Here is a 25,232-nt window from a genome sequence, read left to right on the forward strand (position 1 = left end):
CGATAAGCCGGGTAACGTGCTCAAGCGCTCAAAGACCCGTTCAATGACACGCCGGCGACCCGATAAAAATGAGAAAAAGACAGGATAAAACGCTGCTTAGCCCTTGCTTGAACGCTACTCGCGCCGTTCGCCGATCGCCGACAAACTGCGATACACGAGGAACGGCGTAACAATTTGCAGCACGACGATCGAGCACATGACGATTGCCCGCAGCGTCGGGTCGTAGTCCGGATACAGCACGTACATATCGTCGACGAGCAGGTAAGCGAGCGCCGACATCGGCGTCAATGCGACGCCGAGCGCCGCGCCCTGTTTCCAGTTGAGGCCGCTTGGTTTGGCGAAGATCAATACGCCGACCAGCTTGCCAACGAAACGCGCCACGATCAGCGCCAACGCAGCCAGACCGCCCAGCGCGATATCGCGCCATTCGAACGATGTCAACGTCAACGCGAACAAAATCACCGTCAGCAACCAGCCTGCCGTGCCGAAATGTGTCGGCCAGAGTTGCGGCCGCTCGTTCGAATTCTTCACGATGATCCCAGCCGCCAGCAGCGCAAGGATGGTCGACAGCTTGAACACATGCGCGATCGCGATCGCGAGCAACACGAGACCGAATAGCGCGACGAACGAGTGCTCGTCGTTGGTATTCAGCCGCCGGTACAGCAGATTGCAGGCCAGCGCGAGCAGCAGCGCGAGCAAAAGCGAACCGAGCAACAGATAAAGCGGCTGGACGATCGTCGCGAGCGTGTTGCCGTAGATCTCTTGGTGCAGCACGCCGGCCGCGAGTTTTTCGACGATCACCGCGTACATGCTGTTGAGCGCGGTCAGCGTGAGCAATCGTTGTGTGACCTGGCCTTCCGCGCGTAGTTCGGTACGCAGTTGAATGACCATGGCCGGTGACGTTGCCATGGCGATTGCGGCAATTACAACTGACGGCATGGTCGGCACTTTGCACAGCGTCAGCGCGATCAATACGAAACCGAACGTGAGCGTACTTTCCGCAATGCTCGACAAGATCAGATAAGGATTGCGGCGAATCCAGCGCAAGTCGAGCCGGCTGCCGAGTTCGAACAGAAGCAGGCCAAGCGCGACGTCGAGCAACGGTCGCGAGATTCCTGCCGAACTGACATCGATCACACCAAAACCTGCGTTGCCCGCGATCAGGCCAATGACGGCGTAGCCCGTGATGCGCGGCAAACGCCAGGCGCGCCAGAGCAATTCACCACAGAGGCCCGCGGCAACCAGTGCAAGACCGGCCCAAAAAATGGCGTCGGGTGTGAGTGGCCAAACCGGTAAGAATGAAAAGGCCGACTTCATCGTGAGGATTTCTCCTTCGCAGCTAGTGCGGATAGACAGTGAATGGGCAGGTGATGCGCGGCAACAGTGCGCGTTGCCGGAAAGGTTCGTTGCCCGGTGATTCTTCAGGCTCCGTCAAGCCCCGTCGGGACTCGTTGGCCGATTGACAGCCGATTCGCTGGTTGGCCAGTCGGTCCGTTGCTGTCATGGCAACGGTTGCAGCGTTTTTTTCAATCCACGTTGCTCGCGAAGAGCCCGGTTTGAAGCGATAAGCCGGCAAGGCGGCCGAACGAAAGAACGGGGATTGTGCCATAGCTCCCGGCAGCACCTGTTCAACCCCTGCGCTAGTTGGAACCGAGCGGTAACAATGGGTTTCAGTGTCTCGGCATAAGGAAAAATCTACCTTTAAGAGGGGTCGGATCTTGTTGTTGTTTCATCTGAGATAAGGCGGTTTTTCCACTTTGAGTGCTGCCGATGACGCTTGTTTTAAGGTTTACAAGTTTTGTTTATATATACGTAGTAGTAGTTAACAAGGCCGCACGATTTCTGTGGATAACTCCATTTTCATCAATGTTTACAAGCGTTTGAAGGACGCATAAGCAGATAGTGAACGTGTGGGCGTCCGAGGGTGAACTCCGAACAACTTCGGGCGAATTCGCGGTGCGACGAAGTTGTCCCGTTTACGCCCACAGCGAGTACACAGGTCATTCGCGCGAAATTCGCCGGGTTATCCACAGGCTGCGGTGGATAGTTTGCCGACCGATGTTTTTAGCCGAGTTCGCCTTGTCGCAATGCCCGCAGAAGGTAGCGCGCGGGGTCGATGGCGTCAGCCAGTTCACGTTCGATCGGCCACGGCTCGCCTTCGATTTGCGCCGCGATCAGCTCGGCGGCCAGTGTCGACCACACCAGTCCGCGCGAACCGAATGCAAACGCGCCGTACAGGCCGGGCATGCGCGGCAAATCGAGCGGCCATGCGCCGGAAAGACGGGGGGCATCGGCACGGGCGGCGGTTTCATCGGCGAGGGCGCCGATCATCGGCATGCGGTCGCTCGTCACCGATCGGAATGCCACGCGGCCTTCCAGCGTTTCTCGCGTTGGTTTGAACCCGGCGAGGGCCGGCAACATCATCGCGACGCGTTCCAGATTTTCGATATGACCGGCGGGCTGGATTTGCGTATCGATGTCGTCGATATCGTAGGTCGCGCCGGTTAGCGTTCGATGCGCGCCGAGCGGCACGGCGTAGCCATCGCCGACGATGGGTACGCGCAGGCCGTCGAGCGGACTCGAGTCCAATAGCGTTAGCTGGCCGCGTACGCCGCGCGTCGGAAGGCCGTGGAGCCCGGCGAGGCGTTGCGCATCGCCGGCGTTGGCAAGGATCAAGACGGGGGCTTGGGCGAGGGTGCGGCCGGTGATGTCGAAGGCAGTCCACGTGCCGTTTTCCCGATCGATCCGCGCGACTTCCGTGCCGAAACGAGTCGTCAGTAAATCGCCCGCAACCGCACATTGCGCGGCGCATATCGCGGCTGGGGAAATCCAGCCGCCGTGAGGGAAAAACCATCCGGGGCGCGCGACAGGCTGGCCGGCCAGGCGGGTGGCTTCGTGTTCATCGACGGGTATTACATAGGACGGCGGCAAGCCGAAGCGCTTGATCGCGGATGCAATTGCGCGCGCATCGTCGGTGGAATCTGCGATCTGCAGCAATCCTTGATGGCTGCGGTTCAGGGTGTGGCCGGCGCGTTCGAGCTCGGACCAGCGTTGCAGCGCGTAGAGAAATCCAGCGCGTGTCAGGCGGGCAGCGATGCTGTCGTCACGCCAGACGATCGGGTGGAAGACGCCGGCGGGGTTGCCCGACGCATCGCGGGCAAGATCGTCGTGACGCTCGATCAGGCTGACTCGCCATCCCCGCGAGGCAAGGCGCTCGGTGATCGCACAGCCGGCAAGGCCAGCCCCGATGACGATTGCATGGCGCAGTCCTTGACGCGAGGAAGCTGATACCGCGTCCGTCGAAAGCACTGCTGATGGAGTGGCGCCCTCAATTGCTAACGCACGCGGCGGTTCGTGACGTCGCACACGCCAGCGTGGCGCGAAGCGCGCTTTCACAAAAGCGCCGTGCGGGGTTTCATCGCAGATAAAGCCTGCGTCTTTGAGCGCTTGGGGAAGGAGGGGATGCGCTTGGGCACATAACGTCGCTTGATCCCCGGCGACGCGGGCCAGCGCTTTGGCGATGTAGGCCAGCTTCGCATCGACCTGCGATAGCCACAGATAAAAGGCATCGGCACGCAGCCAGATTTTTGGCAGCATGCTTTCCAGCTCGCCGATGGCCAGTGTCAGCACCACGTGCCCGTTTTCGAACTCGAGCCGATGCAGCCCGGCCACCTGCATGGGCCAGGCATCGATCAGTAATTGGGAGAGGGCGGGCTCCTTGGTGATTACGTCGGGGAGATCCATCGACGTTAGCGGCCCGACGGCCACGAAATGCAGGCGCTCGCAGCGCTGCGGATCTGCGCGCCAAGCGGCCCATGCTTCGATAAAGAGCTGCCCGGCGTCGAATTCCGCCTGTAGGACCGTGAAGTTTCGCTTCCGGGCCCAGCGCGCGCGATCGCCAAGCACGTTTGCACAAAAAAAGGAATGGGTCATCGGAAAGGTTTGAAAGCAGACTGATGATATGGCCTTCGCCGTGCATTTCCGGGATTGCACTGCGTTCCCTTAAAGCTAATAGGGGTAAGGCTTAGCGCTTGATACACCGGATCGTGCGCCAACCGTTGGCAAAAACCAACGGAGGGTGAAATGAACAGTACGAAAGGATTGCTTGCAGGAAAAGGGCGGTGGAAAGGGTTTTCACTTGCGTCCGATCATGCGTAAATCTTCGAAACCCTTGTCCTGCTTGGGTTTGCGCTGCGTTATGATAACAACCGCCGAGTAAGGAGGAGGCCCGGCGACCGGGGTGTGAGGGTTTGCCGGAATAGTGGGCCAGGGGGCTGGACCCGCGCCAGTACTCGACTGCAAGGCCCGCGCACGTATAATCGGCGCGTTCGCGCTGTTCGTGTCAACCTAAACTGATAAAGGAACCTTAATGAATAAACAGGAACTGATCGACGCCGTGGCCGCTCAGACCGGCGCCAGCAAGGCTCAAACCGGCGAAACGCTGGACACGTTGCTCGAAGTGGTCAAGAAGGCCGTCTCGAAGGGTGACGCCGTGCAGTTGATTGGCTTCGGAAGCTTTGGTTCGGGCAAGCGCGCAGCGCGCACCGGCCGTAACCCGAAGACCGGCGAATCCATTAAGATTCCGGCCGCCAAGACCGTCAAGTTCACGGCTGGCAAGGCATTCAAGGACGCAGTGAACAAGCGGTAAGTTGTAGCCGGTTGTCAGTATGGAACCCGCCATCGGCGGGTTTTTTTTTGCTCGCGCCGGTGGACGGGGTGGGGGTTTGGGGGTTTTTGCGTTAGTGGTCGGGGTCAATGTCGGGGTGGTGGGTTCTAGCGTTAGCGGTCGGGGTCTATGCTGGGTTGCTGCTTTCGGCCGTGGTGGTCTGCTAGAGTCGGATTTTCTCTTTATCACTATTAGCCACTGTGCGTGGCGGCACGTCATTTCTTTGTCCAAAGCGACAAAGAAACGAAGCAAAGAAAACGCTTTTAAACCACGCTACCCTAAGTGTCCACAGCGTGCAGTTTCTATTCATAGGTGCCCCAAAAGCACAGTGCTCGCCAGAGCGAAGGATGTGTGAAACCCTCCTTCTCCGAACACCGATACCCACACGCTTCGCCACCAGTGATTGAACCTGCCCAAGGAGCACTCCGCGCTATCCGCGGACGACCTCCCTCCAAATTTGTACGCATGACGGACTATGCCGCTAACCCGTCAAGAAACGAAGTCGCAAAGATGCTGAGGCCGTAACCCACGAAGACAACCGCGTAGATCACGCCGCTAACCCACGAAGAACCGCAGAAGCAAATACGCGTTAGGCCGTACCGGTTCCTGGTCAATTCGTGCTTCCACGAGGGCACGGGTGGCGAAGCGTGTTCATTGGCAAGCGCGAGTCTACGAGTACGCGTAAGGCCGTGTGGGTTCCTTAGCAATGGTGCTTGCCCGAGAGCGTACGGGGCGAAGCGTGTTCGTGTCAGGATTCGCGAGAAGGAGGGGTTCACACATCCGGCGCTCTGGCGAGCACCGTGCTTTTGGGGCACCTATGAATCAAAACCGCACGCTGTGGACACTTAGGGTAGCGTGTTTTAAAAGCGCTTTCTTTGCTTCGTTTCTTTGTCGCTTTGGACAAAGAAATGACGTGCCGCCACGCACAGTGGCTAATAGTGATAAAGAGAAAATCCGACTCTCGCAGACCGCTAACACTGAAAGCAGCAACCCGGCATTGACCCCGACCGCTAACGCAGAAACCACCACCGACCACCCCAACACCGACCCCCAACCCCGTCCACCGGCGCGAGCGAAAACCTAATGGGCTCCACAATCGCAATCATCATCATGATGATCGTGGTCATGCTCATCTTCATCCATCTCCCACGACGGGAACGGATCGGCCAATAATCCCTCCGTCGCTTGCGACCATTCCTCATCGGTGACAAGACACGCGTCAAAAGCCCCACGCCAATGCGACTCGTCCAGGTCAGTTCCGATCATCGCCAGTTCCTGCCGCCGGTCGCCGATAGTCATATCGTCCGCATCGCCGTACCAGTCCGCGGCAATTTCAGCCTCCAGCTCCGCATCGCCCGTCGGCCATTCGCTGCGCTCCTGCGCCGCCCACCACATGCCCGCAGGACCATGCCGCAGCGCGCCCCCCGCTTGCGATAACAAACCGCCAATATCGCTGCGTGTCGACAGCCAGAAAAAACCCTTGCAACGCAATACACCCGGCCATTCCTGATGCACCAGCGCCCACAGCCGCCCGGGATGAAACGGCCGGCGCGCCCGATAAACAAATCCACCAACGCCCAAGTCGTCGGCCGCCAACTCCGATGCTGACGCCGGATCGGCATTCAGCATCGCCAGCCAACCGGGCGCGCTCGAGGTCGCGTCAAAGTCGAAGCGGTCTGTGTTCACCAACTCGCTCGCGGCCACCGCGCCTTGCCGCGCATCGATAAGTTCGGCGCGCGGATTGAGCGCATGCAGCACGCGCCGGAGCTTGGCGAGCGCATCGGTACTGACGAGATCCGTCTTGTTGATCACGATCACATCGCAGAACTCGATCTGCGCGATCAGCGCTTCCACGACCGTGCGGTCGTCGTGGCTATCGTGATCCTGGCTTGCCATCCCGCGCTCGCTGAGCGAATCCGTCGACGCATATTCGCGCGAAAAACTCTCCGCATCGACGACGGTCACGATCGTATCGAGATGCGCGATGTCGTTATCGAAGACCAGGCTCTCGGCAATCACCTGCGGGTCGTCGGTGCCGGACGCTTCCACCACGATCGCGTCGAAGCGGCCTTCCGCGGCAGCGCTGTTGATTTCACTCGATAGATCGTCGATCCGGCCGCGAACAACCGCGATGGACGTGCCGGCATGATGCGCGAGCAAATGGTCGAGCAGCGTGGTCTTGCCTACGCCTGGCAAACCGGCAAGCACGGTAACGGGCAGGGGCTGATTCATCGCGTTTGGCATCGAAAGAGGGCGCGAAACTCGCGCGCGCAGCCGCTGAAAACGGTGGCGCTTTCAAGAAAACCCGCCTCGAATAGCGGCGAGCTGGAACGCGGAATTGTGCATCAAACGCGGCTGGAACGCCGCGCCATGCGATGAAAAACAGAAGAAGCTGAACGAAACAAACGAAGTGAAGCGAACCTGAATCAGCGCGATGCCGTCAGCAGCTTCCACTTGCCCAGGATATTGATGATCTGCTTCGAGTACTGATCTCGCAGCGACGGCGTTTCCGAATGGTAAGCGCCGACCGCTTGCCACGTGTTGCCATACTTGTTCATCTTCTGGCGCAAATGCCACGCGGCGATATAGACCGACTTGCACGGCTGCATCAGCGTGGTGGTCGAAATCCCGTACTGTGCGAGCTGCGTCAGATGCACCGAATTGATCTGCATCAGACCGTAGTCGATGGAACCGTTCGCGTTCTTGTTCATAGCATCCGGCTGGTTGTGCGACTCTTGCCACGCGATCGCCCGCAGGATCAGCGGGTTGACCTTCTGATACTTGGCGGCTTCATCGAAACAGTCGGCGTGCGCGGGCGCGGCTGCCAATAAGGCGCCGAAACCGATCGCAAAAAGTCGCAAAAATATTTTCATCATGTTGGGTACCACCTGATCGACTGTGTGCCTTGCACTCGCGAACTGCTGCAGTGAAGGCGCCGCTTTATCGGCAAAAACCGGGTAACACCCGGTAAAACAAGGTAAGACGCGGTAAACACGGGAAAACCCGCCCGCACATTGCGCATCCAGCGCGCCGAAGCGCTCGTATCATACCGGCAGACTATGGCGTTTTAAATTTGACCATCCGACATAGCCAAGGCATGTGGCGCCAATTGTTATGAAAGCTATTCGAAAGTTTAGTTAATCGACCGCGTTTGTCTTTATAGGCGCATGAAATCCGAACTGCTCTACTGCACGGGCGAAAGCGAACAAATATGACAATTTCAACCTCTTTCCTATGTGCAAAGGGCTAGTAAGGGTCAAGACGAACAGAGTTTGATCAGAAGGTTTTTTTGAGATTTGTGACGCTTTACTATTTGACGATCGTCGGCCAAGGATTAGTACTTTTGTGACAAACCTGACATGAAAAGCTGCTATGGTTCACGTTTTTGGGATATGGCATTGCCCGGGCATCGGCCCTGGAAACGTCTGTTTTAAGCCTTCGTGGTGTTAAAAGCGTCGAAAGACGCGTAACACGACCGGTTTTCAGCGACGGGATCAGCAGGTCTAGACATCACACTCCATGAGAAGAAAACGTATGGCATTGCGTCGCGCCGCGACGGCTTTGCTGGTGGCCGGTCTCGTCACCACGCAAATTGCGCACGCACAGGTGACACTGAATTTCGTCAATGCGGATATCGATCAGGTGGCGAAAGCGATCGGTGCCGCGACTGGGAAGACGATCATCGTCGACCCGCGGGTCAAAGGACAATTGAATCTCGTATCGGAAAATCCGGTGCCAGAGGATCAGGCTTTGAAAACGCTGCAGTCGGCATTGAGAATGCAGGGCTTCGCACTCGTGCAAGATCACGGTGTGCTCAAAGTCGTGCCGGAAGCCGACGCCAAGCTGCAGGGCGTGCCGACCTACGTCGGCAACACGCCCACCGCGCGGGGCGATCAGGTCATCACCCAGGTGTTCGAGCTGCACAACGAATCGGCCAACAACGTGTTGCCGGTCCTGCGTCCGCTGATCTCGCCGAACAACACGATCGCCGCCTATCCGGCCAACAACACGCTGGTCGTCACCGACTATGCCGACAACGTGCGGCGCATCGCGAGCATCATCGCGGGCATCGACACAGCGGCGGGCCGGCAGGTCGAGGTGGTGCCGCTGAAGAACGCGAATGCGCTCGACGTTGCCGAACAGCTCAACAAGCTGCTCGATCCGGGCTCGATAGGCAGCACCGACGCTACGCTGAAAGTTACCGTCACCGCCGACCCGCGCACGAACTCGTTGCTGCTGCGCGCGTCCAGCAGCGCACGGCTCGCGGCGGCCAAGCAGCTTGCGCGCAGTCTCGACGCGGCCACCACGCAGCCGGGCAATATGCACGTGGTCGCACTGCGTAACGCCGATGCCTCGCGTCTTGCCAAAACCCTGAGCGCGATGATGGGCAAGGGCAACGGGAATTCGTCTTCGTCGTCATCGTCGGGATCGGGTTCGTCGAGCGGTTCGGGCGCGTTTGGCGCAGGCGGTTCCGGTTCGTCGACTGGCACGAGCGGCTTGCCGCCGCTGCCGGGTGGACTCGGCAGCAGCAGTTCGTCGTCGGGAAGCAATCCGATGGGGGGCGGCGGCCAGAGCAAGGACTCCGGCTTCGGCAACAACAACGACAACAGCAGTTCCAGCGATCAACCGGGCAACGGCATGATCCAGGCCGACACGGCCACCAACTCGCTGATCATTACCGCGTCCGATCCGGTGTATCGCAACTTGCGTGCGGTCATCGACCAGCTCGATGCACGCCGTGCGCAGGTCTACATTGAAGCGCTGATAGTTGAACTGTCAGCGACAACGGGCGCGAATCTCGGCATTCAGTGGCAGGGCGCGCTGCTTTCAAACAGCGGCAACAACGGCATTTACGGCAGCACGAACCTGGGCTCGGGCACGTCGAGCATTGTCGATTTGACGGCGGCCGGAGCCGCGGTCGCGAGCAATCCGTCGTCGCTCGCAGGTCAGACGAACATCCTCTCGCAGGGCCTGAACATCGGCCTGCTGCACAAGTTCGGCAACTTCTTCGGCCTGGGCGGTTTGCTCCAGGCGCTGTCGACGTCGTCGGATGCGAACATCTTGTCTACGCCTAACCTCATTACGCTCGATAACGAGGAAGCGAAGATCGTGGTCGGCCAGAACGTGCCGGTGGTAACCGGTTCGTACGCCACGCCGACCGCCAATACGGGCACGTCGGTCTCCGCGTTCAATACGTTCGACCGGCGCGACGTGGGCGTGACGCTGCATGTGAAACCGCAGATCACGACGGGCGGCATCCTGAAGCTCCAGCTCTATCAGGAAGACTCCAGCGTCGATACCACCACGACCAACAATCCGGGTGGCGTGACGATCAACACGCGTTCGATCCAGTCGACCATCCTGGCGGACGATGGTGAAATCGTCGTGCTCGGCGGCTTGATGCAGGACCAGTATTCGACGAGCAACAGCAAAGTGCCGCTGCTCGGCGATATCCCCTGGATCGGCCAGTTGTTCCGCAGCGAAGCGAAGACGCGGACGAAGACCAACCTGATGGTGTTCCTGCGCCCGGTGATCGTGCGCGACCAGGCGACCAGCTCGCAGATTTCGAACGATCGCTACGAATATCTGCGTCAGCAACAGTACAACTCCACCTCCGATAACCGCATCGAAAAGGACAAGGACGTACCGGTTCTGCCACCAGCGCCGATTGGCCCGAGCCAGGGCGGTATCCCGTCGCAGAATCTGTTCGACTTGAACAACATGTCACGTTCGCCGGCGGAGGGCGGCAGCACGACGTTGCCGCAGGCGCCGCCGCCAAAGATGCAGGATCAACAAGGGCAGTATCAAGGCCAGCAGCAGTACAAGACGGCGCAGCCGCCAGGCCAGTATCAGGGGCAAGGGCAAGCGCAGGGGCAGCCGCTGAACGTGAACAGTTACGCTGTGCCGAATAACCCGGCGCCGGGTGTGCCGCTCAACGGCGACGCGGGAGCGAAGCCGTGAGCACGCTGAGCGCGTCCGTCGCGAACGTTGCCACGAGCACGCCGTCGCCGCTCGCGGCACGGCTGATCCCGTACGCGTTCGCGCGGACCGGACAGATCCTGGTGGCGCACCAGCACGCGGACAGCATCGAAGTGTGGATCAGCGATAAAACCAGCGACGCCGCACTCGCCGAAGTCGCGCGAAACTTCGGCGCGCTTTCCATCGTACGTTTGCCGGTGGCCGAGCTTTCGGCTGCAATCAACTCGGCGTACTCGCGCAATGACGGCAGCGCGGCGCAGGTCGTGGGCGAAGTGGAAGGCGAAGTCGATCTGTCGCGGCTGATGCAGGACATTCCCGAAATCGAGGATTTGCTCGAATCGGAAGACGACGCGCCGATCATCCGCATGATCAACGCGCTGCTGACGCAGGCGGCGCGCGAACAGGCATCGGATATTCATATCGAACCGTTCGAGACGTCTTCGGTGGTGCGCTTTCGTGTCGATGGCACCTTGCGCGACGTCGTGCGCCCGAAGAAGGCGCTGCATGGCGCGCTGATCTCGCGGATCAAGATCATGGCGCAACTCGATATCGCGGAAAAACGGCTCCCGCAGGATGGCCGCATCACGCTGCGCGTGGGCGGCAGGCCGGTGGACGTGCGTGTGTCAACGCTGCCGACCGGTCATGGTGAACGCGCGGTGCTGCGTCTGCTGGAAAAAGACGCACAGCGGCTGAATCTCGAAACGCTGGGCATGGCGCGCGACACGCTGGTTCATTTCGACAAGCTGATCGGCCGTCCGCACGGCATCGTGCTGGTCACTGGTCCGACAGGTTCCGGCAAGACCACCACGCTTTATGCCGCCATGTCTCGGCTCGAAACCGCGACCACCAACATCATGACGGTGGAAGATCCTATCGAATATGACCTCGGCGGGATCGGTCAGACGCAGGTGAACGAGCGTATTGGCATGACCTTCGCGCGCGCGTTGCGATCAATTCTGCGGCAGGACCCGGACATCATCATGATCGGGGAAATCCGCGATCTGGAAACGGCGCAGATTGCGGTGCAGGCATCGTTGACCGGTCACCTCGTGCTGGCTACGCTGCACACGAATGACGCAGCGTCCGCTGTCACGCGTCTTACCGATATGGGCGTCGAGCCGTATCTGCTGGCGTCGTCGTTGCTCGGCGTGCTGGCACAGCGGCTGGTGCGGCAGTTGTGTCCGGTGTGCAAGGCAGAGACCTCGGAAGACGGCCACATTCATTGGCATGCAGTCGGCTGCGATAAATGCGGCAACTCGGGTTATGCGGGACGTCGCGGCGTGTACGAACTGCTGCTGCTTGACGATCCTCTTCGCGCGCTGATTCACCGGAATGCATCGGATGCCGAAATTTTGGCGGCCGGCCGCGCGCAAGGAATGCGCACGCTGCGCGAGGATGCAAACCGGTGGCTCGCGACCGGCGCAACGTCGCTGGAAGAAGTGCTGCGTGTGACGGGCGGAGATTAAACATCCATGCCGGCGTTTCGTTTCGAGGCAATCGATCAGGCGGGCAAGTCGCAGACAGGCGTACTCGATGCCGACAGCGCCCGTGCCGCGCGTAGCCAACTCAGGACGCAGGGGCTGACGCCTCTCGTGGTCGAGGCTGCGGGTACTCGCACGCGGGGGGAGCGCAAACAGCGGTTATCGATGGGAAAGCGCTTGTCGCAACGCGAGCAGGCCATTCTCACGCGACAAATCGCCAGCCTGTTGACAGCGGGTCTGCCGCTCGGCGAAACGCTGTCGGTGCTGACCGAGCAATCGGAGCGCGATTACGTTCGCGAGTTGATGGCCGCCATTCGCGGCGAAGTGCTTGGCGGCCATTCGTTCGCGAATGCATTGGCGGAACATCCGCGTGATTTCCCCGAGATTTATCGCGCGCTGGTGGCGGCCGGTGAACATACCGGCAAGCTTGGACTGGTGCTGTCGCGGCTCGCGGATTACATCGAACAACGCAATGCGCTCAAGCAGAAGATCGTGCTCGCGTTCACCTATCCCGCGATCGTCACGCTGATCGCATTCGGGATCGTCACGTTCCTGCTGAGTTACGTGGTGCCGCAAGTGGTGAACGTGTTCGCGAGCACGAAGCAAGCGCTGCCGTTCCTCACCATTGCGATGATGGCGCTCTCCGGCTTCGTGCGGAACTGGTGGTGGGCCGGGCTGATCGGCGTGGCGTTGCTGAGCTGGTTCATCAAGAACCTGCTCGCGCGGCCGGGGCCGCGCATGGCGTTCGACCGCTGGCTGCTCACCGCGCCGCTGCTCGGCAAACTCGTGCGCGGTTATAACACCGTGCGTTTTGCCAGCACGCTTGCGATCCTGACAGCAGCCGGCGTACCGATCCTGCGGGCGCTGCAAGCCGCGGGCGAAACCCTGAGCAACCGCGCGATGAGCGCGAACGTTGAAGACGCGATCATTCGCGTGCGCGAAGGCACGTCGTTGTCGCGCGCGCTTGGCAACACCCGGACGTTTCCGCCCGTGCTGGTGCATCTGATCCGCTCGGGCGAAGCCACCGGCGACGTCACCACCATGCTCGACCGGGCATCCGAGGGCGAATCGCGCGAACTCGAACGCCGCACGATGTTTCTCACGAGCCTGCTGGAACCGCTGCTGATCCTCGCGATGGGCGGCGTCGTGCTGGTGATCGTGCTGGCGGTGATGTTGCCGATCATCGAATTGAATAATCTGGTGCAGTGAAGAAGCCCATCCCATGAATGCATTTCAGACCCGCCTGCTATCGCTTATCGCGCTCGCCATTTTTTGCGCGACGCTGACGTGGTGGGTCATCACGCTGACCACGCACCAGAGCGCCCCGTTGCCTGCAGCGGCCGCGGGGCGCGCGCCCTCGGTGGAGCAGGCCGCTACGTTGTTCGGCGGGAAACTGCAGCATCAGGAAAACCAGGACGTGCACTTGTTCGGGATCCTCGCGCTGCAACACGGCGCGGCGGCGATCGTAAGCTACGGCGGCGAACCGGCACGTGCGATCTCGCTGGGCGGGCCGCTGACGCCAGGCGTGACGATCAAGGAAGTGCGGGCGCGCTCGATCATCATCGATAGAAAGGGCACACGCTCCGAAGTGTTCCTGCCGCCGAACGCGCCCGGCCCGACCATTTATGTGCGCTGAAGCCGCCCAGGATCAAACGGATCGGACGGCCGCTGCTTACGAAGTGAAATCCGCGCAAGCGGGACCTATAGAATGCAAGCCTGCCCGCGACGATCGTTGATTATTCAGATGAATGATCCGGGTCCGGTTAAGGGCGGCGAACGGGCATCGAACATCATGTCGGGCCTGAGCGCTGTAACGACACCAATTGGAAAGGAAGATGAAGTCATGCAAATGTGGATGAAGCGCCGCTACGAACTCCAGACAGCGCAAGGTACTCAGCAATCGCGTCGGCAGCGCGGTTTTACGCTGATCGAAATCATGGTAGTGATCGCCATTCTCGGCATTCTCGCCGCGTTGATCGTGCCCAAGATCATGAGCCGCCCGGACGAGGCGCGGCGTGTGGCGGCGAAGGCGGATATTGGCTCGATCATGCAGTCGCTGAATCTTTATCGACTCGATAACGGCCGCTATCCGACCCAGGAGCAGGGTTTGCGCGCGCTGGTAGAGAAGCCGACCACCGAGCCGATCCCGAACAACTGGAAGGGCGGTGGTTATATGGATCGCGTTCCAGTCGACCCGTGGGGCAAGGAATATCAATACCTGAACCCGGGCGTGCACGGTGAGGTGGACATATTCAGCTATGGCGCCGACAGCAAACCGGGCGGCGATGGCAACGACGCCGACATCGGCTCCTGGCAATAGCTTTTTAGCCTTTCCTTGCCCCTTAACAGCAGCCAATCGACGTGAACATGCAGCACAAGCCGGACTGTTCAGCACCCGAGGCGCCGCGCCGCGCGAAGGTGCGGCCGCAGGCCGGCTTTACGCTGCTGGAAATGCTGGTGGTGCTGGTGATCGCGGGATTGCTGGTGTCGCTGGCGTCGGTGAAGCTCACGCGCAATCCGCGCACGGATCTGAACGAGGAAGCGCAGCGTCTCGCGCTCCTGTTCGAATCCGCCGGTGACGAAGCGCAGGTGCGGGCAAGGCCTATTGCGTGGCAGCCGCTCGACGGCGGTTTTCGCTTCGATATCCGCACGGAAGACGGCTGGCGTCCGTTACGCGACGACCTGCTGCGCCAGCGCCGATGGGAAGGCGGCGTGACCGGCGTGACGATCCAGTACGCCGGTACCGATCAGTCCGCGGAGCGAGTGGTGTTCGGCACTGAAGCTATCGATACCCCGATGGAAGTGACGCTCGTCTCGGCGTCGGGCAGCGTGACGATCGTCGGCACCGGCAACGGCCGTTATCAGGTGCGCTGATGCCAACGCTCGCGCCCGGCCCTCGTCATGGCCTTAAACATAAGCTCCAACACAAACGCACGCGCGGTTTCACCATGATCGAAGTGCTCGTCGCGCTGGCGATCATCGCGGTGGCGCTGGCGGCGTCGCTGCGGGCCGTGGGCGCGATGGCGACCGGCGAGGCGGACTTGCATCGGCGGCTCTTGGCCGGCTGGAGCGCTGATAACGAACTCGCGCAACTGCGGCTCACGCATACGTGGCCGGATATTGGTACACGTACGTTCGATTGCTCGCAGGGCAATCTCAAGCTGATTTGCACGGACCGCGTGTCGACGACGCCGAATCCGATTTTCCGGCGGGTGGAAGTTATCGTGGAGTCGCCTGGCATCTCCGGCAATCTCGCGCAAATGGTCATGGTGGTGGCGAATGAAACCAACCGTTCGCTCTAGGCGGGACGTTCGCGGAACTCGTGGCGTTCGCGGCGATCGTGGCTTTACGCTGATCGAGATGCTGGTCGCCATCGCGATCCTCGCGGTGATCGCGGTGCTGTCGTGGCGTGGCCTCGACCAGATCATGCGCGGCCGCACGACCATTACGAACGCGATGGAAGATGAACGCGTGGTGGCGCAATTGTTCGACCAGATGCGTATCGATGCCCGCCAGGCCGCCACCGACGACGAAGCCGGCCAGGCCGCGGTGGCTATCGGCGGGAACGCGCTGCAGATTGTTCGCGGTCTCTATGCACAAGGCGTGGCGCCGCGCTTGCAGGTCGTGCGCTACCGGCTGGTCGACGGCGGCCGGGTGGTGCGCTTTGCGTCGCCGCCGCTCGGTAATGTGGGGGAAGTGCGGCGGGCGTTATCGGCTTCGGACAACTCCGACGGCTGGACCGCGATCCCGCTAATGGGCGGCGTCTCGACCTTCGCCACGCGCGCCTACGTGCCCAAGACCGGCTGGACGATGCGCATGGGCGACGTGGCGGCGCAAATCACGCAGAACGATAACAACCTGAAAGTGCCGCAGCTCGGCAACGCGCCGTTGCCGCGCGCGGTGACGGGCATTCAGATCGCGGTCGGCGCGCACAATCTGGCGCTGCCGATCACGCGCGTGTTTCTGATCGGAGAATGACCATGCGTTCTTCATCGGTTCAGGCGAAACGGCTCAGGTCATCGAGGCCTTCCAGGCATTTGCAACAGCGCGGCGTTGCGATCATCAGTGCGCTGCTGGTCGTCGCGTTGTCGGCGATTATCGTGTCGGGATTGTTGTGGCGCCAGCAAGTGCAGGTCCGCCGGATCGAGAACCAGCGGCTGCTCGCGCAGGCGCAATGGATCTCGCGCAGCGCGCTCGACTGGACGCGGCTAATCCTGCGTTCCGAAGCCGATTCCGCGCCGGACGTCACGTATCTCGGCGGCGTGTGGGGTGTGCCGATCGCGAAAACGCGGCTGTCGGACTTTCTCGGACAAATTGGCGACGTGCGGGCGCAGCAGGGCGCATCGACGTATTTGTCGGGATCGATTGAAGACGCGCAGGCCAAGTTCAACCTGCGCAACCTGGTTTCCACGCCCACGCCCGGCTTGCTGATCATCAACGTGCAGGAGATCGCGTCGTTCCAGCGGTTGCTGACGTTGCTCGGGCTTGATGCGTCGCTGGCGAAGAACGTCGCGTTGCAGATTCGCGCGGGGCTGGCGCAATCGGCGACGCGGTTCCAGACGCAATCGACCACTGCCGCCGCGACCAGTACGCCCGCCTCTACACTGGCCGCGATTGCGCAGGGCGGCGGAACGGGTGGCAGCAATTTCACCGACGACCCCGGTCTCGCCGATGCCGACAGCAACGCGCCCGTCGCGCCGCTGCAGATGATCAATGTGGAATCGTTGCTTGATGTCCCCGGTTTTTCGCCGGAAGCCGTGGAGAAATTGCGGCCGTTCGTGACGGTGCTGCCGACCACGACGTCGGTGAACATGAATACCGCGACGGCTGAAGTGATTGCGGCGACGGTGCCCGGCATGTCGCTTTCGCAGGCGCAGGCGTTTGTCGCGCGCCGCGAGACCGTGTTTTTCCACGATGTCGGCAACGTGACGCTCGCGCTGACCGGCGCGGGCGCGCCAACCGCCAACATCGATCCAAATCAGATGGACGTGACCACGAAGTATTTCCTGATCCACGGCCGCGTGCAGCACGAGCGGGCGGAAGTGGATCGGACGACCTTGCTGTATCGCGATCCGGCGACGCATACCACGCGTATTGTCTATGTTCGCGACCAGCCTTGATGCGTTTGGACGGGTTTCATCGGAACGATGTCGATGTCGTAGTACACGCAGTACAGTAAATAACTTTCGATTCAGAAAACAAGAGAGCGGCCTTTGAGCACATTGATCGTCCTACTGCCGCCGCGCGATCCGGCGGTGCGCTCCGAAGAGTGGAATTTGCCGGAGCTGCCGTTTCTGCTGCTCGACAAGCGCAATGTCACGCAGCGGGCCGGCCGCGCCGCGCTTTCGTTGCTGCCGCGTGCGAGCGCGACAGTGCTGATTGTCGCCGCGCGCGACCTGTTGCTGACCGCCGCGCAAATGCCGCCGCTGAAAGGGCCGCGCTTGCGCCAGGCCTTGCCCAACGTCGTCGAGGATCAGTTGATCCAGGACCCGCAGACGTGCCATATCGCCGTCGATCCGGTCGCGCTCGCGAGCGGCCGGCGGGTGCTGGCGGTGATCGATCGCGGCTGGTTCCGCTTTGTGCTCGAGGCGTTTGCGAACGCGGGGCATCGGAATGTGAAGGCCGTGCCCGCCATGCGCTGCCTGCCGCTGCATGAAAGCGCCGCCGACACCCCCAATCCGTTCGTCGCGGGCATCCTGGGTGACGTGCTGGCGACTGCCCCGCTTTTGCTCGGCGGCGATACGCTCCGGCCGGCCGAGAGCGCGACGACGCGCGTAGAGATTGCGATTGCGCGCGGCGAGCACGCGGCGCTGGGCGAAGGCCTGGCCATTCCCGCCGATGCCGTGACCTCCACGCTCAGCGCGCTTGCGGGCGCCCAGCCGGCCACGCTGTACACCCTGCGCGACGTTCCCGGCGCCGAGCCGCGCCTGGCGTCGGCACGGCCCGCGATTCCCGGCGCTGAGCCGCTGACGTTCGAAACCCTCGCGCGCAACGCACTCGCGAACCACTTCGACCTGTGCCAGTTCGAGTTCGCCGCGCAGCCGTGGCGGCTCGACCGCGCAACCATGCGGCGGCTGAAGCTGCCGGTGGCGCTGCTGGCCGGCGCGCTGGTGGTATCGATGATTGGTATCAATATTCAGTGGCTGCAGCTTGCCCGGCAACGCGACGCGATCACCGCGCAGATGACCGAAACGCTCCTCAACACGTTCCCGAAAACCACGGTCGTACTCGATGCCCCCGACCAGATGTCGCGTCAGCTCGACCGTTTGCGGCTGGTTTCCGGGCAACTGTCGCCATCTGATTTCCTCTCTCTTGCCGATGCCCTCGCTCGCGCGCTTGGGCCCATTCCGGTGAATGGCATTGCGGGGCTGGATTACCACGACCGAAGCCTCGAGGTGACTTTCAAACCGGAAACCAAGGTCGATCCTGGCTTGCAGAGACGGTTGGCGGCGAACGGGCTGGCCGGTGGTATCGATAGTAATACCGGCAAGTGGACCATCAGGAGCGCCCAATGAAACAAGTCATCATCGACACCTGGGGCGAGTTCTGGAACGCGCGTACCCAGCGCGAAAAAACCATCCTGATGTGGGGTGGTCTCGTGGCGGCCATTGCTCTGGTTTATCTCGTGCTATGGGCGCCCGCGTATGAAGGGCGCGCGCGGTTGCGCGACACGCTGCCCGCCATGCAGCGCCAGCTCGCGCAGATGACCGCGCAAGCCAACGAGGCACGCTCGCTGGCAGGCGGCGGGCAGGGTGTCACGCCGACCGGCGGCGCGTTGCGCGATGCACTGGCGAAGTCTCTCGCCGATAACAACATGCCCCCCGCGCAGGTCCAGGTGGTCGGCGCGGGCGTGCAGATCCAGTTGAAGAACGCCTCGTTCCCGGAATGGACGGTGTGGCTCGACAGCGTCCGGAAGCAGTTCAAGGTGCAGGTCAGCGAGGCGCATATCACGGCGCTGAAACCCGACGGCCAGGTGGATCTGACGGCATCGGTGCAACCGGCCCAGGTGCAATGAACTACGGCATGCGGCGGCTTCTCGCGGCTTGGCCGTGGTTCGTGGTGGCGGGGATATCGGTGGTTGTGACGCTGGCCGTCATGCTGCCGGCGGCCTGGATCGTGCCGCAATTTGCGAAGGCGACGGACGGCCATGTGAATCTCGTCGATCCGGCCGGTTCGCTCTGGAAGGGCTCGGCCACGTTGATGCTGGCGACCGGCGGCGGTGCGGGCAGCGCCGATGGCGCGACGCTGCTGCCGGGACGAATCGAATGGCATACGGCCTTCTGGCCCTTGTTCACCGGCCGCGTGCGCATGGAGATGCGCCAGACGGAGGCCATGCCGGATTCGGTTTTCCTCGATGCCGGTTTTTCCGGTTCGACAGTTTCGCCGGGCGCGATTGCCGTGCCGGCGAGCCTGCTCTCGGGCCTGGGCGCACCGTTCAACACGCTCAACATGGAAGGCAATGTGCGGCTGACCTGGACCGAATGGCGGATGCTTGGGCACAACACGTACGGGCAGGCGATCGTGACGCTCGACGACATGGCGTCCAGCGTGTCGCGCGTGAAGCCGCTGGGGTCGTATCGCGTGGTGTTTCAGGCGGAAGGCCAGGCGGACACGATCAACCTGACGACGACATCGAATGGGCCATTGCTGCTGAGCGGACAAGGAACGGTGTCGAAGACATCGAGTGCGTTCAACGGCGTGGCGACGGCCACGCCGGAGGCACGGGAAAACCTGGCGGGATTGTTGAATCTGCTTGGACGGCACACGGGACCGGATACCGTCGAGCTGACCTTCGTTCGATAGAGCTCGGCGCTTCGTTACCGCTTTCAGGGCCGTGCTAGTCGGCATCGGGATGGCGAGGGGCAGCGGTTGCGAACGTGTGATTTCATTCAGCGCGAACGTGCCGGGCATCCTTTCGCCCTCGCGTGAAATTACGACGAGCGTGGACACAAAGACCGCGGGGTATCCTCGCCCCGGCGCGTCTTATTCTTTAACCATGCCGCCGTTGGTGGCCGCAACGGTTGACGAACCCGGCGCCGAATTCAACGCAGCGTTCGTCCCCTTCACCGCAACGCCGCTCGCCGGCGCCGCTACGTCAGGCGCCGCTGCGCTGCCGGTTTCCTGATCCATTTGCGCCGTGTCCCAGCCGCCGCCGAGCGCCTTGATCAATCCCACCGACGACACCATCCGTTCCCCGGCGATACTCGCCAGCTTCTGCTCGGCGGTGAATGCTGTGGTCTGCGCGGTGAGCACGTTGATGAACCCGACCGTGCCCGACTTGTACTGATTGGTCACAATAGCCAGCGCCTGCTGCGCCGACGCAACGGCTTGCTGCTGGATCCCGATCTCGTTCGCGAGAATTCTCTGCGACGCCAGGTTGTCCTCGACGTCCTGGAACGCGGTCAGCACCGCTTGCCGATACGTCGCCACGGCCGAGTCATACGACGCGCGCGCCGCTTCGGTCTGGGCGGCTCGCAAGCCGCCATCGAAAATGGTCGCTGCGAGATCCGGCCCGAGTGTCCAGAAGCGCGATGGCGCGGTCAGCAATTGCGAAAATATTGAGCTTTGAAAACCGCCGCTTGCCGACAACGTCAGCGTGGGGAAAAACGCCGCGATTGCCACGCCGATCTGTTCGTTCGCCTGGGCTGCCTTGCGCTCGGCCGACGCGATATCGGGCCGCCGTTCGAGGATGGCGGACGGCAGTTGCAGCGGCACGTCGGGCGGCGTGGCGTCGAGCGGCGATGAAGCAATGGAGAACGTCGACGCCGGCTCGCCGACCAGCACGGCGATCGCGTGTTCGTATTGCGCGCGGGCGACGCCGTTATCGATAGCCGACGCTTGCGCCGATTGCAATTGCGTCTGCGCCTGGATCACATCCGAGCGGGCGGCCGTGCCTTGCGCGTACTGGTTCTGCGTGAGTTGCAGCGTGCGCTGATAAGCGGCGACGGTGTCGTCGAGGAGCTTTTGCTGTGCGTCCAGCGAACGCAACTGGAAGTAGGTTTGCGCCAGCGAGCCCTGTGCCGAGAGCCGTGCGTTGGCGAGATCGGCCGCGGCGCTTTGCTCACCGGCGCGCTGCGCGCCGACCGTCCGGCTGACGGTGCCCCACAGGTCCGGTTCCCACGATGCATCGAGGGAAAGATCGTAGTTATTGTTGATCGAGCTGCCGCTGGAAATCGAACCGCTTGAGCGGCTGGAGGAACCTGCCCGCGAACCCGTCGCCGATAACCCCAGCGTAGGGAAATACGCCGCGCGCGCTTCTGAAACCAGCGCCCGGGCCTGCCGATAAGCCGCCGCGTATTGCGCGATAGTCTGATTCGACGCGTTCAACCGCGTTTCAAGGTCATTCAACTGCGGGTCGTTATAAATCGCCCACCAGTTTCCACGATCCACCCGGTCCGAAGGCTGCGCGACTTTCCAGCCCTCCGGCGCTTCTTTATATGACGCGGGAATGGCGGTGTCGGGACGTTGGTAGTTCGGACCGACGGCACAACCGGCCATTGTCAGGGCCAGTGCGAGGACGATAGCGGACTTGCGAGGAAAGACGGGTATTCGGGTGAACGGCATCTGCTCTGGATTCCTGTCGGAGGTTGCGCGCGCTTCAACGCAATGCGGCGCGAAGCATTTCGCGCAACCGGTCCGAAATGGTAACTGAACGCGCGCGAAGGGCGGGCGTCGGGCAGGCGTTAGGGTAACAACTTGAAAGGAAGCTGGGTGTTACCCGCCGCGCGGATTCGGTTACGGGTCGTTACGCAACAACAGGCATTCACGCAGCATTGCGTGAGTTGCATAACAACGCGCCGGGAACGGCGGCGAGGGTATCAGGCGTCGCAGTGTTTCGGACCACAGAGGCGCGGAGTCTTGGCGGGCGCCGGGTCCGCGGCTTTGCGCGCGCGGCGGTTTTCGAGCCACACGGCACCCAGTACGACAAACGAGCCGCCCGGCAGCAAAAACACGATCACGTACAGCGCCAGCTTCCATGAGCTCATATTAGGCGGCAGGACGTGCAGCAAGGCGGCGGTTATCGATTGGCCGAAGCGTCGGCCGAGGAGGCGGGTGGTTTGGGCAGCGCGGTTCATCGGGTAAATCCATTTGCGCATCGAATGGTTCGATGCTTTCAGTCGGTCAGAACATGGTCTCGGGTGGCGCCGCAGCGCGTAACTCGTTGCTTAGAATAATATTGACTATGCAATCGATTTTCAAGATGGGAACCTTAGCAAATTTTCGCAGTGTTGTTTTTAAGTCCGGGATCTTGGGCCTGAGGGATGCGGGCGGCCGTCGTCTGGAAGCATAGGGCGCTTGGTTCCTGGCTTGAGCCCTTCGCCGATGACGCGGAGTGAATGTTCAAGGCCGCTTCGGCTTGCATTCAACTGGCTGGTTTGCGCGGGTATCTCGGGCGATGGCGTTCCAGCGATTGCCCGAACAGGCGAAGGTACAGGCCATTCCCTCGTCGGATTAAAATAATGCCTATGCAAGGGTTTTAGCTATCGAACCGATAGTAACCAGCCTGTCGATGCATTAAATAGTATGTAGCCGCCACATTTTCGTCGATTGCCGCCGTTTCCCCGATTGGATGTGCAAAGGCCGCGCCTGACGGGAACGCGGCCTTCTGTAATTAACAACGGACAACGGTGGAGACCTACTGCGGCGTCAGGTCCTGGCCCGATTGTCCCGGCTGATTCTCGAGCGTTGATGGCATCGGATGAACGGGAAGGTTTTGCTGCATCGGCTGCAATGGCGGCGCGGGAGAAACCGGCGGCAACGCATTGCCGGACGCCGTCGCGCCTCCCGGCGTGCCCATCTGCGATGGCCCGCCGCGCACGAACTGCTTGAAGTCCGCGCCGGCCTTCCACGGGTTCGGGTCGCAGCCGAGCATATTGTCGCAATGGGCGGCGAAACCAATTGTTGCCGTCCCTTCATTGCTTGGAGTCTTGGTGATCTGGTATGCCAGTGCGCGTTTGCCGCCTGACGGCCCATCGGTCTGGATGATCGAATTCGTAACGGTCTGCAGCTTGTATTCGGAGTGGTTGCTCACCCAAACCTGCGCACGCGCCCACCACGCGTCACATTCGGCCTTGTTCGTACACGTGAGCGGCGCCGTGGCCTGCTCCATGGTTTCACCGGCAATCTGGCCGGTCGTCGAGCAGCCGGCCAGCAGAGCGATTGCCCCCACCACCGTACTCAATACTGCCGCCTTAGCCAGGTTCGCGCTTCCCAACAGGTTTTTTCTCATTTTTCTTCCTCTCCTTGATGTGTGTCCAGGCCGGCCGATCGTGTCCGGCCCGCCGTCAATCAGTCCGGTTTAGCTGATACGTCGCTATTTTCAGACCTGACCTGCGGACTAGCGTTTCCACGCGTTGCGCACTGTTGCAAAACAAGTAAGGGTTGCCGCTGCTGAGGCAGTGCGGCGAGGGAAAAGCTGCTGGATTGCCGGGCGTCGACTTGAGCGTCGGCTTTGAAGCCGGCGCCCAGCCGCTTCAAACGCTAATACGGTTCAACGTGTAAGCACGATAAGCGCCGACGAAGGCATCGAACGAACCGACTTCTTCACGCTCGATTCTTGCCTGATCGTCCAGCGACTTTGCAGCAAGCGCCGCCATTTCGCGCTCGGCCTTGGCGCTGAGCGGACGGCCACGGAAGTAATCGGCATGCTTTGCGCTCAGTTCCAGCGCAAATTCGTTGAAGCTTTGATGCCGCTCGCGCATGGTTTCGAGCACGCGGGCGGACGGTGTCAGCGAGACATCGGCCAATCGTGCGCGCTGGGCCTTCAAGGCGGTCATGTGTTCATCAATGCCATGCAGCGCGTCAAGCGCCTGCGCGACCGGTTCAATGGCGTCGAGCAACGAATCCGCCCAGCCTTGCATGGGGACTTCGCGGCCATCGCGCGCCAGCGTCAGGCCGGGCTTGCGCCCTTCCTTCGTGATGCGCGCGAAGTTCTCGTTGGCTTCCTCGTTGGCGGCGCGCGGTAAAAGCGGGCTGTCTTCGATCGCGCAATACAGCAGATACGCGTCCATGAAACGCGTAGTCTCAAGCGAAATTCCGGTCGGCTCGAACGGGTCGATATCGAGGCAACGCACTTCAATGTATTGCACGCCACGCGACGACAAAGCATGCAACGGCCGCTCGCCAGGTTGCGTGATGCGCTTCGGCCGGATGGTCGAGTAGAACTCGTTCTCGATCTGCAGCACGTTCGTGTTGATCTGCACCCATTCGCCGTCACGCTGCGTGCCCATGGCTTCATACGCCGGATACGGCTCGCTGACCGCTTTCGCGAGCACGCTGAGGTAACCGTCGAGCGTGTCGTAGCTCGGCAGCAGCGCGGATTGCGCCGGGTTGTTCGTATAGCCGAGATCGCTCATCCGCAGGCTGGTGGCGTACGGCAGATAACGCGTGGTGGCGTCGAAAGTCTCGAGCGTATTCGGGCGGCCGCGCAGGAACTGCTGGTTGAGCGCCGGCGATGCGCCGAACAAATACATCAGCAGCCAGCTTGTCCGGCGAAAATTCCGGATCAGCGCGAAATATCGTTCTGACTGGAAATCGACGACTGGCACGGCGCTGCGGTTATCGAGCGCGGCCCATGTGCGCCACACGTCTTCGTGCAGCGAATAGTTATAGTGAATCCCGGCGATGCATTGCATGGTGCGGCCGTATCGTAGCGACAAACCGCGCCGGTACACGTGCTTCAACATGCCTATATTCGATGTCCCATACCAGCCGATCGGGATGTCCTGATCGGCGGGAAGCACGCCGGGCATGGAGTCGTTCCAGAGCAATTCGCTGCCGAGATGCGCATAGGCGAAGCGATGCAAGTCGTCCAGTTGCTCGAGCGTGCGCGTGACGTCGTGCTCGGCTGGCGTAATCAGTTCAATCAGCGCTTCGGAGTAGTCGGTGGTGATGAGCGGATGCGTGAGCGCCGAGCCGAATGTGCGCGGATGCGGCGTGGTGGCAAGCGTTCCCTCGCGCGTCACCCGCAGGCTTTCCTTCTCGATGCCGCGCAGCCCCTGGCGCAACGCAGCGCCGTGCGGGCCGCTGGTCAGCGCGGATAAGCGGCGCAGGAAAGCGCTGTTGGACGGAGATGAGAAATTCGTATTTGCCATTGCTGCGACGGT

21 protein-coding genes are annotated in these 25,232 nt (G+C 61.5%); 13 read left to right on the top strand and 8 right to left on the bottom strand.

Going from position 1 to position 25,232, the window contains the following annotated elements; all coding sequences use genetic code 11:
• Positions 1-114: 114 nt before the first annotated feature.
• The gene (locus ACSQ8V_RS18315; RefSeq protein ID WP_213765047.1) at positions 115-1,317 is read right to left on the bottom strand and encodes a cation:proton antiporter; all 1,203 of its coding nucleotides are present in this window, start codon (positions 1,315-1,317) and stop codon (positions 115-117) included.
• A gap of 747 nt (positions 1,318-2,064) precedes the next feature.
• Complete coding sequence (mnmC, locus tag ACSQ8V_RS18320) at positions 2,065-3,933, bottom strand: bifunctional tRNA (5-methylaminomethyl-2-thiouridine)(34)-methyltransferase MnmD/FAD-dependent 5-carboxymethylaminomethyl-2-thiouridine(34) oxidoreductase MnmC (protein WP_436206544.1); 1,869 nt, start codon at positions 3,931-3,933, stop codon at positions 2,065-2,067.
• 436 nt (positions 3,934-4,369) lie between these two features.
• On the opposite strand from mnmC, the gene ACSQ8V_RS18325 reads away from it, so the two are divergent.
• Positions 4,370-4,648: an HU family DNA-binding protein gene (locus ACSQ8V_RS18325; RefSeq protein WP_031364544.1), complete on the top strand. Its 279-nt coding sequence runs from the start codon at positions 4,370-4,372 to the stop codon at positions 4,646-4,648.
• Positions 4,649-5,746: 1,098 nt separating this feature from the next.
• Here the strand turns inward: ACSQ8V_RS18325 and ACSQ8V_RS18330 are convergent.
• Together ACSQ8V_RS18330 and ACSQ8V_RS18335 are read right to left on the bottom strand one after the other, a co-directional pair.
• Positions 5,747-6,898, bottom strand: a complete 1,152-nt coding sequence (locus ACSQ8V_RS18330) for a GTP-binding protein (RefSeq protein ID WP_436206545.1) — start codon at positions 6,896-6,898, stop codon at positions 5,747-5,749.
• A 194-nt stretch (positions 6,899-7,092) separates the two neighbouring features.
• Positions 7,093-7,539 carry a lytic transglycosylase domain-containing protein gene (locus tag ACSQ8V_RS18335; RefSeq protein WP_213765129.1) on the bottom strand — a complete coding sequence of 149 codons (447 nt, stop codon included), beginning with the start codon at positions 7,537-7,539 and terminating at the stop codon, positions 7,093-7,095.
• Positions 7,540-8,200: 661 nt separating this feature from the next.
• Between ACSQ8V_RS18335 and gspD the strand changes: the two genes are divergently transcribed.
• The 12 genes from gspD to ACSQ8V_RS18395 all read left to right on the top strand — a co-directional run bounded on the left by gspD (position 8,201) and on the right by ACSQ8V_RS18395 (position 19,929).
• On the top strand, positions 8,201-10,627 hold the full coding sequence (gene gspD, locus ACSQ8V_RS18340; RefSeq protein WP_436183039.1) for a type II secretion system secretin GspD: 2,427 nt from the start codon (positions 8,201-8,203) through the stop codon (positions 10,625-10,627).
• Positions 10,624-12,111, top strand: a complete 1,488-nt coding sequence (gene gspE / locus ACSQ8V_RS18345) for a type II secretion system ATPase GspE (RefSeq protein WP_346730521.1) — start codon at positions 10,624-10,626, stop codon at positions 12,109-12,111. The genes gspD and gspE overlap by 4 nt, the downstream gene beginning before the upstream one ends.
• A 6-nt stretch (positions 12,112-12,117) precedes the next feature.
• Entirely contained in the window at positions 12,118-13,335 is a 1,218-nt protein-coding gene (gspF, locus tag ACSQ8V_RS18350; protein WP_213765051.1) for a type II secretion system inner membrane protein GspF, read from the top strand.
• A 13-nt stretch (positions 13,336-13,348) separates the two neighbouring features.
• Positions 13,349-13,762, top strand: a complete 414-nt coding sequence (locus tag ACSQ8V_RS18355) for a type II secretion system protein N (protein WP_436206546.1) — start codon at positions 13,349-13,351, stop codon at positions 13,760-13,762.
• Between the two features lie 207 nt (positions 13,763-13,969).
• The gene (gspG, locus tag ACSQ8V_RS18360) at positions 13,970-14,446 is read left to right on the top strand and encodes a type II secretion system major pseudopilin GspG (protein WP_213765131.1); all 477 of its coding nucleotides are present in this window, start codon (positions 13,970-13,972) and stop codon (positions 14,444-14,446) included.
• A 47-nt stretch (positions 14,447-14,493) separates the two neighbouring features.
• Complete coding sequence (locus tag ACSQ8V_RS18365; RefSeq protein ID WP_436206547.1) at positions 14,494-15,000, top strand: GspH/FimT family pseudopilin; 507 nt, start codon at positions 14,494-14,496, stop codon at positions 14,998-15,000.
• The gene (gene gspI, locus ACSQ8V_RS18370) at positions 15,000-15,428 is read left to right on the top strand and encodes a type II secretion system minor pseudopilin GspI (protein WP_213765054.1); all 429 of its coding nucleotides are present in this window, start codon (positions 15,000-15,002) and stop codon (positions 15,426-15,428) included. The genes ACSQ8V_RS18365 and gspI overlap by 1 nt, the downstream gene beginning before the upstream one ends.
• On the top strand, positions 15,406-16,104 hold the full coding sequence (locus ACSQ8V_RS18375; RefSeq protein ID WP_436206548.1) for a PulJ/GspJ family protein: 699 nt from the start codon (positions 15,406-15,408) through the stop codon (positions 16,102-16,104). The genes gspI and ACSQ8V_RS18375 overlap by 23 nt, the downstream gene beginning before the upstream one ends.
• 2 nt (positions 16,105-16,106) lie before the next feature.
• A complete protein-coding gene (gene gspK, locus ACSQ8V_RS18380) occupies positions 16,107-17,246 on the top strand; it encodes a type II secretion system minor pseudopilin GspK (protein WP_436206549.1) in 1,140 nt (379 codons plus the stop codon).
• Between the two features lie 93 nt (positions 17,247-17,339).
• Complete coding sequence (gene gspL, locus ACSQ8V_RS18385; protein ID WP_436206550.1) at positions 17,340-18,641, top strand: type II secretion system protein GspL; 1,302 nt, start codon at positions 17,340-17,342, stop codon at positions 18,639-18,641.
• Positions 18,638-19,141 (top strand): type II secretion system protein GspM, encoded by a 504-nt coding sequence (gene gspM / locus ACSQ8V_RS18390; RefSeq protein ID WP_213765058.1) that lies wholly within the window; start codon positions 18,638-18,640, stop codon positions 19,139-19,141. The genes gspL and gspM overlap by 4 nt, the downstream gene beginning before the upstream one ends.
• The gene (locus ACSQ8V_RS18395) at positions 19,138-19,929 is read left to right on the top strand and encodes a type II secretion system protein N (RefSeq protein WP_436206551.1); all 792 of its coding nucleotides are present in this window, start codon (positions 19,138-19,140) and stop codon (positions 19,927-19,929) included. Before gspM ends, ACSQ8V_RS18395 begins: the two co-directional genes overlap by 4 nt.
• A gap of 180 nt (positions 19,930-20,109) precedes the next feature.
• Here the strand turns inward: ACSQ8V_RS18395 and ACSQ8V_RS18400 are convergent, their stop codons facing one another.
• The 4 genes from ACSQ8V_RS18400 to gshA all read right to left on the bottom strand — a co-directional run bounded on the left by ACSQ8V_RS18400 (position 20,110) and on the right by gshA (position 25,220).
• Positions 20,110-21,690 (bottom strand): efflux transporter outer membrane subunit, encoded by a 1,581-nt coding sequence (locus tag ACSQ8V_RS18400; protein ID WP_436206552.1) that lies wholly within the window; start codon positions 21,688-21,690, stop codon positions 20,110-20,112.
• A 254-nt stretch (positions 21,691-21,944) separates the two neighbouring features.
• Entirely contained in the window at positions 21,945-22,202 is a 258-nt protein-coding gene (locus tag ACSQ8V_RS18405; protein ID WP_436206553.1) for a hypothetical protein, read from the bottom strand.
• 560 nt (positions 22,203-22,762) lie between these two features.
• Complete coding sequence (locus tag ACSQ8V_RS18410; RefSeq protein WP_213765063.1) at positions 22,763-23,356, bottom strand: hypothetical protein; 594 nt, start codon at positions 23,354-23,356, stop codon at positions 22,763-22,765.
• Between the two features lie 244 nt (positions 23,357-23,600).
• A complete protein-coding gene (gene gshA / locus ACSQ8V_RS18415) occupies positions 23,601-25,220 on the bottom strand; it encodes a glutamate--cysteine ligase (RefSeq protein ID WP_436206554.1) in 1,620 nt (539 codons plus the stop codon).
• Positions 25,221-25,232 lie beyond the last annotated feature (12 nt).

Origin of the sequence: Caballeronia sp. LjRoot31 (assembly GCF_964253885.1) — a bacterium.
In the GTDB taxonomy this organism is placed as follows: Bacteria; Pseudomonadota; Gammaproteobacteria; order Burkholderiales; family Burkholderiaceae; genus Caballeronia.